This window comes from Nocardioides sp. 616 (assembly GCF_002930065.1).
Classification (GTDB): domain Bacteria; phylum Actinomycetota; class Actinomycetes; order Propionibacteriales; family Nocardioidaceae; genus Nocardioides; species Nocardioides houyundeii.
In genome coordinates this window covers 185,653-197,476 of record NZ_POAG01000018.1, presented here as the reverse complement: position 1 = coordinate 197,476, position 11,824 = coordinate 185,653, and the positions used below count along the sequence as shown (strand labels likewise).

10 protein-coding genes are annotated in these 11,824 nt (G+C 72.4%); 5 read left to right on the top strand and 5 right to left on the bottom strand.

The features are described 5' to 3' along the window. Positions 1-55 precede the first annotated feature (55 nt). Positions 56-1,651 carry an amidophosphoribosyltransferase gene (gene purF / locus C5H89_RS10805; protein ID WP_240181807.1) on the bottom strand — a complete coding sequence of 532 codons (1,596 nt, stop codon included), beginning with the start codon at positions 1,649-1,651 and terminating at the stop codon, positions 56-58. Between the two features lie 185 nt (positions 1,652-1,836). On the opposite strand from purF, the gene C5H89_RS10800 reads away from it, so the two are divergent. After that, the gene (locus tag C5H89_RS10800) at positions 1,837-3,588 is read left to right on the top strand and encodes a GAF domain-containing sensor histidine kinase (protein WP_104107031.1); all 1,752 of its coding nucleotides are present in this window, start codon (positions 1,837-1,839) and stop codon (positions 3,586-3,588) included. Between the two features lie 91 nt (positions 3,589-3,679). Here C5H89_RS10800 and C5H89_RS10795 read toward each other — a convergent pair whose 3' ends face one another. The 4 genes from C5H89_RS10795 to C5H89_RS10780 are packed head-to-tail and all read right to left on the bottom strand — an operon-like array spanning position 3,680 to position 7,309. Continuing rightward, a complete protein-coding gene (locus tag C5H89_RS10795) occupies positions 3,680-5,032 on the bottom strand; it encodes a dipeptidase (RefSeq protein ID WP_104107030.1) in 1,353 nt (450 codons plus the stop codon). 20 nt (positions 5,033-5,052) lie between these two features. Continuing rightward, positions 5,053-5,832: a GNAT family N-acetyltransferase gene (locus C5H89_RS10790; protein WP_104107029.1), complete on the bottom strand. Its 780-nt coding sequence runs from the start codon at positions 5,830-5,832 to the stop codon at positions 5,053-5,055. Between the two features lie 4 nt (positions 5,833-5,836). Then, positions 5,837-6,193 (bottom strand): sterol carrier family protein, encoded by a 357-nt coding sequence (locus tag C5H89_RS10785; RefSeq protein ID WP_104107028.1) that lies wholly within the window; start codon positions 6,191-6,193, stop codon positions 5,837-5,839. A 30-nt stretch (positions 6,194-6,223) separates the two neighbouring features. Further along, a complete protein-coding gene (locus C5H89_RS10780) occupies positions 6,224-7,309 on the bottom strand; it encodes an AbrB family transcriptional regulator (protein WP_104107123.1) in 1,086 nt (361 codons plus the stop codon). Between the two features lie 290 nt (positions 7,310-7,599). Here C5H89_RS10780 and C5H89_RS10775 point away from each other — a divergent pair, with 290 nt between their 5' ends. Genes C5H89_RS10775 through C5H89_RS10760 form a run of 4 tightly spaced genes read left to right on the top strand, consistent with a single transcriptional unit; the run spans position 7,600 to position 11,823 of the window. Continuing rightward, on the top strand, positions 7,600-8,502 hold the full coding sequence (locus C5H89_RS10775) for a carbon-nitrogen hydrolase family protein (RefSeq protein ID WP_104107027.1): 903 nt from the start codon (positions 7,600-7,602) through the stop codon (positions 8,500-8,502). Next, positions 8,499-9,917: an amidohydrolase family protein gene (locus C5H89_RS10770; RefSeq protein ID WP_240181806.1), complete on the top strand. Its 1,419-nt coding sequence runs from the start codon at positions 8,499-8,501 to the stop codon at positions 9,915-9,917. Before C5H89_RS10775 ends, C5H89_RS10770 begins: the two co-directional genes overlap by 4 nt. After that, a complete protein-coding gene (locus tag C5H89_RS10765) occupies positions 9,914-10,849 on the top strand; it encodes a GntR family transcriptional regulator (protein WP_104107026.1) in 936 nt (311 codons plus the stop codon). The genes C5H89_RS10770 and C5H89_RS10765 overlap by 4 nt, the downstream gene beginning before the upstream one ends. Then, complete coding sequence (locus C5H89_RS10760) at positions 10,846-11,823, top strand: 4,5-dihydroxyphthalate decarboxylase (protein WP_104107025.1); 978 nt, start codon at positions 10,846-10,848, stop codon at positions 11,821-11,823. Before C5H89_RS10765 ends, C5H89_RS10760 begins: the two co-directional genes overlap by 4 nt. Position 11,824: the final 1 nt, after the last annotated feature.

Genomic DNA, 11,824 nt, shown 5'->3' with positions numbered 1-11,824 from the left:
GGTGCGTCATCGGTACGTCGGCAGGGCGGTGTCGGTGTCGCCGAGGTGGCGCTGGTCAGGGACGGCCGAGGGCGTCGACCGCCCCGGCGCTGGTGAGGGAGACGGTGAGCCCGTCCACGTCGCCCGGGCCCGCGGTCTCGAACGACCCGCAGGCCGCTCCCCCGTCGGCTCCGCCGTCCACCAGGCCCTGGCCGGCCAGCACCGGATCGGGCAGCGGGATCGGGTACTCCCCGTCGAAGCAGGCGCGGCACAGGTTCTGCCGCGGCACCGTGGTCGCCTCGACGAGCTCGTCGATGTCGATGTAGCCGAGCGAGTCGGCGTCGATGGAGCGGCGGATCTCCTCGATCGTGAGGCCGTTGGCGACCAGCTCGGCCCGGGTGGCGAAGTCGATGCCGTAGAAGCACGGCCACTTCACCGGCGGGGAGGAGATGCGCACGTGGATCTCCTTGGCGCCCGCCTCTCGCAGCATCCGGATGAGCGCCCGCTGGGTGTTGCCGCGCACGATGGAGTCGTCGACCACCACCAGCCGCTTGCCCTCGATCACGTCGCGCAGCGGGTTGAGCTTGAGCCGGATTCCGAGCTGGCGGATGGTCTGGGAGGGCTGGATGAACGTCCGCCCGACGTAGGAGTTCTTGACCAGGCCCACGCCGTACGCGATGCCCGACTCCTCGGCGTACCCGATGGCGGCCGGGGTGCCGGACTCCGGCACGGGCATCACCAGGTCGGCCTCGGCGGGGAACTCGCGCGCCAGCCGGCGGCCGATCTCGACCCGCACGCTGTGCACCCGCTGGTCGTTCATCAGCGTGTCGGGACGGGCCAGGTAGACGAACTCGAACAGGCAGTGCTTGGGCGCGGCGTCGGCGAAGCGGCGGGTGCGCAGCCCGCTCTCGTCGACCGCGATCAGCTCGCCCGGCTCCACCTCCCGGATGAAGGAGGCCCCCACGATGTCCAGCGCGGCGGTCTCCGAGGCGACGACCCAGCCGCGCTCGAGGCGACCCAGCACCAGCGGCCGGACGCCCTGGGGGTCGCGGGCGGCGTACAGGGTGTGCTCGTCCATCCACACGAAGGAGAAGGCGCCCTTGACCTGCGGGAGCAGCTCGAGGGCGCGCTCCTCGACCGTGGTGTCGGGGTGGTGCGCGAGCAGCGCGGTGACCACGCTGGTGTCGTTGGTGGAGACCGGGACCCGCACGTCGAGGAGTCCCTCGAGCGCGCTGTCCTCGACCAGCTTGGCGAGCTCGGCGGTGTTGGTCAGGTTGCCGTTGTGGGCCAGCGCGATGGAGCCGCTCTCGGTGGGGTGGAACGTCGGCTGGGCATTGTGCCAGGTGCTCGCCCCGGTGGTGGAATACCTGGCGTGGCCGATCGCGAGGTGTCCCTTGAGGGAACCGAGCGTCGACTCGTCGAAGACCTGTGAGACCAGTCCCATGTCCTTGTAGACCAGGATCTGGCGGCCGTTGCTGACCGCGATCCCCGCCGACTCCTGACCACGGTGCTGCAGGGCGTAGATCCCGTAGTAAGTGAGCTTGGCGACGTCCTCGCCGGGGGCCCACACGCCGAAGACGCCGCAGGCGTCCTGGGGTCCTTGGTCATGAGGGTCGAGGGCAGCAGTGAGACGGCCGTCGCCGCTCTTGCGGGAGATGCTGGACTGGGCCACCCGGCAAGTGTACGGCGCCGGGCAGCGGGGTACCTGCTGCAATGCCGGACTCGGACGGCAGTGGCGTGCGGCACTCGACAGGGCAATGACAGCGATTCCCCGGTCTGGGTGGGTGGCCCCGCCTACGATGAGCCGTCAACAGCGCAAGCGAGACTCGGGCGCAACCACGGGGGGAACGACCCAGGATGACAGAGCCGCACACCGAGGCTGTGTTCGTCGACACTTTGAACAACATCGCATCCGGCGTCACGGACCTGGTGGGATTCGAGGTGGCGGCGATCAGTGTGGCGCGCGACGACGACCGCTCCCTGGAGATGATCGCCGTCGCAGGCAGCGACGAGTGTCGCGAACAGCTCTTGGGCCACCGCACCCCCGTGGCCGAGATCGAGCGCGAGATCTCCACCGCCGAGCACTGGGGCGACCTGCGTTTCATCCCGCACGAGCGGATGGACCTGGACATCGACCGGCTGGGCTGGGTGCCCGACCTCGAGCCGAGCGACGACCCCGAGATGTGGCACCCGCTCGACCTGCTGCTGGCCCCGATCTACGACGACGATGGTCGGCTTCGCGGCCTGCTCAGCGTCGACGTCCCGCTGGACCGCCGACGCCCCAACCCCCAGAAGCGTCAGGACCTCCAGCGCTTCGTCCAGCAGACCCGCCGGGCGCTCCTCGCCGCGCTCGAACGCACCGAGCTGGCCGAGCAGGTGCGGTTGGCCGAGGCGGCCCGGATGATCGTGCGCGAGGTCAGCTCCGAGCTGTCCATGGACCGGATCATCGAGGTCTGCCAGGAGGCCCTGACCGTCGGCTTCAAGGCCATCGGCATGTGGATCCAGACCTTCGACGAGGACGGCGAGGGCAGCGGCGCGATCTACAACTCCGCCGGGGCCGAGATCGCCCTGCCCGAGGACCTTCGGATCATCGCCCGCAACTCCGCCCGGATGCTGTGGCGCGCCCAGGACGTCACCGTGCTCAACGACACGATCCCCGAGCTCGGCGTGATGACGGTCGACCAGGAGCAGGAGATCACCAGCTTCATGAAGAGCATCGACGTCACCTCGATGCTGTTCGTGCCGCTGGGTGCCGGGCCGGAGTGCCTGGGCAACCTGGTGCTCACCCGCCGCGGCGGCAACCTCGACTGGAGCCCCATCGAGAAGCAGGCCGCGATGGACATCGGCCACGACCTCGGCCGGGCGCTGATCAACGCCCGCACCTTCGAGCGCGAACGACGTCTGGTCGACGAGCTGCGCGAGCTCGACGGCTACAAGAGCCGGCTCATCGCCACCATCTCCCACGAGCTGAAGAACCCGCTGACCTCGATCCTGGGTCACGTCGAGATGCTCGAGTCGGTGCCCGACCTGACCGGCTCGGTGCGCAACTCCATCTCCTCGATGGAGCGGGGCGCGGTCCGGATGCAGCGACTCATCGACGACCTCCTGGTCCTGGCCCGGGTCGGCGACCCGCACATCGAGTTCAAGCCCGTCCCCGTCGACCTCTCCGCGGTGATCGCCGAGGTGCTGGACCTGCTGCGCGTCACCCTGGAGCGCAAGGAGCTCAAGGTCGTCGTGGAGGCGCCCCCCGGGCCGCTGTTCGTGCTGGGCGAGGAGTCCGGTCTGGACCGGGTCTGCGCCAACCTGATCAGCAACGCCGCCAAGTACACCCCCGACGGCGGCACCGTGACCATCTCGCTGGAGACCCGCGCCAAGGACGTCGAGCTGCGGGTCTCCGACACCGGGCTCGGCATCTCCGAAGGCGACCAGGCCCAGCTCTTCCAGGAGTTCTTCCGCTCCACCAACCCCGCCGCCGTGGCCCTCCCCGGCACCGGGCTGGGACTGACCATCGTGCAGCGGATCGTGGAACGACATCGGGGCCGCATCTCCTTCGGCTCCACGCTCGGAGTGGGCACCACCTTCACCGTCAGCCTGCCGCGCGCCGACTGACGCGGGCTCGCGGTCGTCGTACGGCGGGGTTCGAGGGGGTTCCCTCGGGTTAGTGGGGCATGCATGCCCCTCTAAGCGCAGGGATCCCCGCTCAGGCGGGTGAACCAGCAGCCCCCGCGAGGCGGGCGAGCATCAGTGCCTCCGCCAGCACCACCCGCTCGAACTCGGCCAGGTGCAGGCCCTCGTTGGCGCCGTGGGCGCGGGTGTCGGGGTCCTCGACTCCGGTGACCAGCACGCTGGCCTCGGGGAAGGTGTTGAGGAACTCGGCGATGAAGGGGATCGAGCCGCCGACGCCCATGTCGACCGGGGCGGTGCCGTCCCAGGCCTCGGTGAACGCTTCGCGGGCCGCGTCGTACGCCGGTCCGGTGGCGTCGATCTGGGTGGCCTCCCCGGTGTCGACGACCGTGAAGGTCAGCTCGGCGCCCCACGGGACGTGCTGCTCGACGTGGCGGCGCAGGCACTCGACGGCGTTGGCGGTGGTGTCGCCCGGGGCGATCCGCATGCTGATCCGGGCGCGGGCGGCGGGGACCAGGGTGTTGCTGGCGCCCTCCACGGCGGGGGCGTCCAAGCCGGTGATGCTCAGGGCGGGCTTGGTCCACAGCCGCTCGACAGCGGAGCCGGTGCCGAGCCACTCGATGCCGGGCACCGCGCCGGACTCGGCACGGAGCCGCTCCTCGGGGTAGTCCACGTCGGCGGCGGGACCGGAGTGCAGTCCGGCGACCGCGACGTCGCCGGCATCGTCGTGCAGGCTCGCGATCACCCGGGAGAGGGCGATGAGGGAGTCGGGCGCCAGCCCGCCCCACATGCCGGAGTGCACGGCGTGGGTCAGGGTGCGCACCTCGATGTCGGCCCGGACCAGGCCCCGCAGGCTGGTGGTCAGGGCGGGCACGCCGATGTCCCAGTTGCCGGAGTCGGCGATCACGATGACGTCGGCGGAGAGCTCGTCGGCGTGCTGGTGCAGCAGCGGCACCAGGGTCTCCGAGCCGACCTCCTCCTCGCCCTCGATGAAGATGACGACGTTGACGGGCAGGTCGTCGCCGAAGATCCGCAGCGCGGCCAGGTGGGCCACGATGCCGGCCTTGTCGTCGGCGGCACCGCGGCCGTAGAGCCGGCCGTCGCGCTCGGTCGGCTCCCACGGCGGGGAGTCCCAGTCGGCGTGGTCGTTCTCGGGCTGCACGTCGTGGTGGGCGTACAGGAGGACCGTGGGGGCGCCCTCGGGGCCGGCCTTGTGGGCGAGCACGGCAGGGGGGCCGCCGGCGACGCGGGTGATGCGCGCGAAGCAGCCGGCGTCGGCGAACAGCGCCTTGACGGCTTCGGCGCTGCGCTCCACCTCGGAGGCCCGGGCGGGGTCGGCGCTCACGGACTGGATGCGGACGAGGTCCTCGAGGTCGCGGCGGATCCCGGGCAGGACCTCAGCCACCTTGGCACGCAGCTCAGCACTCATGCTCCGACTTTAGACGACGCTCACAGCACCTGGAGCAGCTCGGTGACCCGCTCGCTCTCGGCGAACCCCAGCGCGGTGTAGAGGCGGGCGGGATCCTGGTCCGCGTCGGCCACGATCACCAGCCGGCGGACCCCGGGCTGGGCCAGCCCGTGCTCGCCGAGCCGGTGCACCAGCGAGCCCGCGAGCCCTTGGCGGCGTACGTCGGGAAGGGTCTCCACCGACTGGTAGCGCGCGAGGCCGTCCTCGAGGGTGAACAGCGCCGCCGTGGACACCAGCCGACCGTCGAGGAACGCACCCCAGCGCTGGCCGAGCCCCTGGGCCTCCAGGGCCCGCTCGGCGGCGACCCGGCCGCGGGTGAAGGCCTCGTGCGAGGCGCTGCCCTCGTGGACCGCCAGGGCCAGCGCGACGCGCTGCTCCCAGTCCTCGTCGGAGGCGAACGGGCGCAGCTCGACCTCGGCGTTGGGTCGGGCCGGCGGCACCAGCGAGGTCGCGGACATGGCCACGGTGTCCGAGGCGGTCATCCCGGCCGCCACGAACTCACCCGCGTCGACCGAGCCGGTGAGGTCGAAGGTGATGGCCCGGTGCCGCGAGGTGGGGAACTCCGCGTCGCAGGCGGCCATCACCTCCCGCGCACCACCGGGGAAGGGGAGCGATCGGAGCGCCAGGAAGTTGCCCCAGTAGTACGTCGGGTTGTCCGGGGTCCGCACCACGAGGTGGGTGCCGTAGTCCTCGACGGTGCTCCCGGACCGGGTCAGCAGGCTCAGGTCGGTGCGCAGGGCGAGCGACGTCACGGGGGTCATGTCCTCAATCCTGACGCAGTGGCAGGTAGGGGCTGAGGTCGGCCCGCTGCCCGCTGGCCCGGACCACGCCGCGGGACTCGGCCTCGCCCCAGCTGAGCTCGCCGGTGGCCAGCGCCACCCAGGTCGCGCCGTCCATCTCCACCACCGCGGGCGGGGTGCCGCGGGTGTGGCGCACCCCGGGGATCACCTGCGCGGCGGCGTACGGCGGGACGCGGACCTCCACCGAGGCCCCCGGCGCCTGCTCCGAGAGCACGGCGAGGAAGTGCTTGGTGAGGAGCTTGAGCTCGGGCGCGGACCGGTCGGGGTGCGACAGCGCCTCGGCGACGGCGGCGGGGTCGGCGCGACGCAGGCGGGCACTCATGGCCGTCACAGTAGTCGCCGGTCGCCGCGGTCAGCCCGCCAGTCGCTGGTCGTCGTCGTCGTCGGAGGCGTCGGAGAAGCGCTTCAAGTAGGCCGCGACGAAGGGGGCGCTGGCCAGCACGATCAACAGTCGCAGCACCTGCGCGGCGGCCACGAAGGTGACGTCGCTGCCGGTCGCGGCGGCGGTCCCCATCACGGCGTAGATCCCCCCGGGCGTGGTGGCCAGGTAGGCCTCCAGCGGGGTCTGGTCGGTGGCCAGGGTCAGCACCGCGGCGAGACCCGCGCAGGCGAGGAGGGTCAGCGCGATCGTCAGCAGGGCGGTGGGCACCATCGCCCCGATGGCGCGCAGGCTGGCCACGGTGAACTTGAGGCCGACCTGGACCCCGATGCACAGGTAGCCCACCGCCACCACCACCGGCGGCACCTCGGCACCGGACCACCAGGGCGCCAGCGCGAGCAGCGCCGCAACCAGCAGCGGACCCAGGATCGCCCCCGAGGGCAGCCGCAGCCAGGTTCCGGCGAGCAGCCCCAGTCCGATCGCCGCGGCGGCGTAGGAGAAGTCGCGCAGCAGGGTGTGGCCGGTGACCGCCTCCAGGGCCGTGGTGGCGCCGGAGTCCTCGCCACCGAAGACGAGGAACACCACCACGGGCATCGTCACCAGCACCACGAGCAGGCGCAGGTACTGCAGGACCGCCACCACCCGGGCGTCGGCACCGAGCTCCTCGGCCAGCGCGGTGAGGCCCGCGGCACCGCCGGCGATGGAGGAGAAGGTGGCGGTGGCCCGGCTCACCCGGTGCCGCACGAGCAGCTGGCCGGCGAGGACGCTCACGGCCAGGGAGAAGCAGGAGACCGCGACCACCAGCACCCAGGTCGGCCCCAGGGCCACCAGGCTCCGCCAGTCCACCGCCGCACCGACCACCGCGCCCACCACGGCCTGCCCGCCGGTGAACCAGCGCCCCGGCAGCGACAGCGGCCGCGCCGGACGGGCCAGGGCGTAGACCAGCGCTCCGACCAGCCCACCGAAGAGGAACGGGGTCGGCAGGCGCACCAGCCAGAACGCCGCGCAGGCTGCCGCGACAGCCACCGCCAGCAGGCTCCAGCGCCGTACGACGGCCATCACGGGAGCATCACGGCAGCAGTCACGGCAGGCAGGGCCACGAGGCGGGCGGCACGGGTCATGGCGCACAACGTAGACCCTGGGTCCCGAACCGCAAAATGCCCTCTGACCTGCGGTTTTACCGATTTCTGTCCCCCTGTCCCGACGTTTGTAACAGGCGCGAGAAGTCTCGTCGGGGCCTTGTAAACAGCCTGTGAACCCCGGCTGTCCGGCCCGATTCGCTGCCTAGTCTCGGCCTCCCGACCGGCCCCCAGGGCTGGCACCGAGACCTTCGAGGACGTGTCCGACGCATGACCACGACTCCCCCCGCCGCCCTCCGTCCGGACGACGCACCGGCAGGTACGACGTACCGCCTGGCGATCGCCCAGCCCCGGCGGATCGCCGGCGAGGACGGCAGCCCGAACGTCGAGCACGCGGTCGGGCTGGTCGCGCGGGCCGCCGCCGAGGGCGCCGACCTGGTGCTCTTCCCGGAGTTCAGCCCCGGCCCGGTCCGCGCCGGTGACGCCTTCTACGACGCCGGTCCCGCGATGGCCCAGGCCGCGAAGGACGGCGGGCTGAACGTGGTGTGGAGCCGCACCGAGGAGTGCCCGGACGGGCTCTTCCGGCTGGTGGTCTACGTCGTGGGCCGGACCGGGGAGACGGTGCTGCGCTACGAGCGCACCCACCCCGCCACCATCCCGGCGACCGAGGACGGCTTCATCACCTCACCGGGCGAGGTGTTCGGCCTCTTCGAGGTCGACGGGCTGCGCCTGGGCATCGTGGTCTGCTCGGAGATGTGGACCCCCGAGGTGGCCCGGATCGTGGCGCTGCGCGGCGCCGAGGTGATCCTCTCCCCCGCCGGCGGCGGCTTCACCAGCCTGACCCGCAACTGGCAGGTGATCAACCAGGCCAGGGCGATCGAGAACGTCTGCTACGTCGCGCTCACCAACAACCTCTGGGGCGAGGAGCAGGGCGCGGCGATGATCACCGGCCCCGAGCACCCCCTGGTGCACGCCGGCCGCCGCGAGCTGGTCTGCGCCGACCTGGACCTGGCACGGCTGCGCTGGCTCCGCGACAACGACGACTCGATGGTCGAGCCCAAGACGTTCGACTCCATCCCCGGGCTGCTGCGGGCCCGCCGCCCCGAGCTGTACGCCGAGCTGGCCGCCCCTCAGGCCGACGCCTACGACTACGCCAACGGCGGGCCCGCGTGAGCGCCGCGTCCGAGGAGCGCGTCACCCTGCTGCGCGGCGCCTGGGTGATGGCGCCCGAGCCGGTGCGCGACGGTGCGGTCGCGATCCGCGGCAACGAGATCGTGGCGGTCGGCCGTTGGACCGACCTGCGGGCCGCCCACCCCGACGCCGACGTGCGGGGCTCCGCCCACGACCTGGTGCTGCCCGGCTTCGTCAACACCCACGGCCACTTCTCCGAAGGGCTGCTCACCGGGATCGCCAGCCACTTCACCCTCTTCGAGTGGCTGCACGCGCTGATCGAGCAGGTCAAGCCACACACCGACGCCCGGGTCGCCAGGCTCGGCACCCTGGTCTCGGGGATCCAGATGCTGCGCAGCGGCATCACCACCGCCAACGACATGTTCGTCACCGACCCGCGTCCCGAGGGCCCCGTCACCCCCGCGGTGGTGCACGCCCTGGACCAGCTCGGGCTGCGCGGTGTCGTCTCCTTCGGGGCCGGCGACCGCGGCGGGCGCGACATCGCGGCCCAGTTCGCCGAGCACGAGGCGCTGCGGGAGGCCGCAGCCGCCAGCCGGCTCTCCACCTTCCGGGTGGGCATCGGCGCCGTGCCGGGGCAGAGCGAGGAGATGTTCGGCCGCAGCATCGGCTACGCCGTCGACGGTGGCCACGGCGTCCACGTCCACCTGCAGGAGGTGCGCGAGGAGGTCACCGCGATGCGGACCGCCCACGGCCGCACCACCGTCGAGCACTGTGCCCACGAAGGACTCTTCGCCGCACCGACCCTGGCCGCGCACTGCGTCTGGGTGGACCGCAACGACCGCGCCCTGATGGCCGAGCACCGGGTCGGCGTGGCCCACAACCCGCTGGCCAACGGGATCCTGGCCAGCGGGATCGCCCCGGTGGCCGAGATGCGCCAGCTCGGCATCGACGTCGGCTTCGGCGTCGACGGAGCGGCCTCCAACGACGCCCAGGACTTCCTCCAGGCCATCAAGACCGGGGCGATCCTGGCCCGGGTCCGCGACCAGCAGGCCACCGCCATGACCGCCCGGGAGGCGTTCGAGATCGCCACCATCGGCGGCGCCCGCGCGCTGCGGATGGAGGACCGGATCGGCTCCCTGGAGGTGGGCAAGCTCGCCGACGTGGTGGTGCTCGACGGCACCGGCCCCACCCTGGCCTCGGTGCACGACCCCTACCAGGCGGTGGTGTTCGTCGCCGGGTCCCGCGAGGTCAAGGAGGTCTGGGTCGACGGCCGGCTCAGCGTCGCCGACTTCGAGGTGGTGAACGTGGACCCGCGCGAGGTGGCGCGGGAGTCCCGCCCGGTGACTGCCGAGCTGGTGACCCGCGCCGGGCTGGGCCACCTCTCCGCACTGGCCGGGCAGCCGCGACCCGGGACGGCCACCCCCGGCGCCACCCGCTCCGAGGCGGCGGGCCGGTGAGCGCCCCGCTGGTCACCGGCTTCGAGCTGGCCCCGACCGTGGACGACCTGCACCGGGTGCTGCTCGACCGGGTGCTGGCCGGCGCCTACCCGGCCGGCTCCAAGCTGCCGTCGTGCCGGGCGCTGGCCGAGGAGCTCGGCTCCAACTCCTCCACCGTGGACCGCGCGATCGGCCGGCTCGCCGCCGGCGGCCGGGTGCGCACGGTGCCGCGTCGCGGCACCTTCGTGCTGGAGCACACCGAGGCCCCGGTCGACGCCGCACAGGTGGTCACCGGGCACCTGGAGGAGCTGCTGCAGCGGGCCCGCCGCCTCGGGGTCTCCGCCGCCGAGCTGCGACAGCTGGTGGAGCGCAGCCTGGACCGCGTCGACGCGATGCCGCGGATCGCGGTGGTGGAGTGCAACGAGCGGGACCTGCGCAAGGTCACCGAGGCCGTGCAGCAGGCCAGCAACGTCGAGGTGCAGCCGGTGCTTCTCTGCGAGATCGGCGACCGGGTGCTCGACGAGGAGTTCGACGCCGTCGCGGTCCCCATCTTCCACCTCAACGACGTCGCCGGGGCGGTCCGCGACCTCGATCGGGTGCTCGACCTCAACCTGGTGGCCGCACCCTCTGCGCTGCGCCGGCTGATCGCCCTGCGGGACCTGGACCGGCTGGTCGTGGTGGCCCCGCACCCCCGTGGCGTGGACTGGATGAAGTCGCTGGTCGGGCAGTACTTCCCCGGCCAGATCGACGGTCTCGCCACCGACGTCGAGGACCCGGCCCTGCTGGTCGGCGAGCCGGTGGTGGTGGTCAACAACGCCGCCGGGATCCCCGCCGAGGTCGAGCAGGGCATCGCCCAGCTGATCTCCATCGAGTGGGAGCTCGACGCCCGCTTCGCCGCCGAGCTGCAGGGCCGCATCGACGGCACCCTCGACCGGAAGAAGGCACGCCCATGAGGCTCACCCTCGGACTCTCCGACACCGCTCGCACCCGGCCCCTGGCCGCCGGACGCGTCGCCATCCCCGGCGTCGAGGCCGACATCACCCTGATGGGCGTCCAGGAGCTGTTCAACCACCAGCTCGCCGAGCACACCTTCGACGTGGCCGAGTTCCCGCTGGCCACCTACCTGCGCAGCCTGGAGCGGCCTGAGCGGCCCTACCTGGCGGTCCCGGTCTTCCCATCGCGGCACTTCCGGCTCTCCTCGCTCTTCGCCAGCGAGAAGAGCGACGTGCGGACGCCGGCGGACCTGGCCGGGCGGCGGATCGGCATCTCGGTCTTCGACATGGCCGCGGGCATGTGGCTGCGCGGCATCCTGCACGACCACTTCGGGCTGGACCGGCACGCGCCGACGTACGTCATCGGCGGGCTGGAGGGTCCGCGCAGCGGCGACGAGCACCCGCAGCTCTACCCGCCCGGCTTCCGCTTCGAGCACCGCACCGACGCCGGGCTGGCCGAGCTCCTGGCAGCCGGCGAGATCGACGCGCTGATGACCGCCCGCGCGCCCTCCACCTGGCCCGACGGCGGCGTACGCCGACTCCTTCCCGACGCACGCGAGGCGGAGCGCGCCTACTACCGCAGCACCGGGATCTTCCCGGCCATGCACGTGCTGGTCGTCAAACGACCCCTGGCCGAGCAGCACCCCGAGCTGCCGTGGGCGCTGCACCAGGCGTTCACGCAATCGGTGGAGCTGGCCCGCTCCGACCTGGCCGACGCGGCCGCGCTCGACACCCTGCTGCCCTGGCAGCTCGACGACCTGCTGGACGCCGAGCGGCTGCTGGGGGCCGACTTCTGGGCCAGCGGACTCCGCGCCAACTCCGCGATGCTCGCCCGCGCCATCGACTACTGCCTGGCCGACGGGCTGATCACCACCCCCTTCACCCCCGAGGACCTCTTCCGCGGTCCCGGCGACCACCGCGTGCTGACGAGCTGAG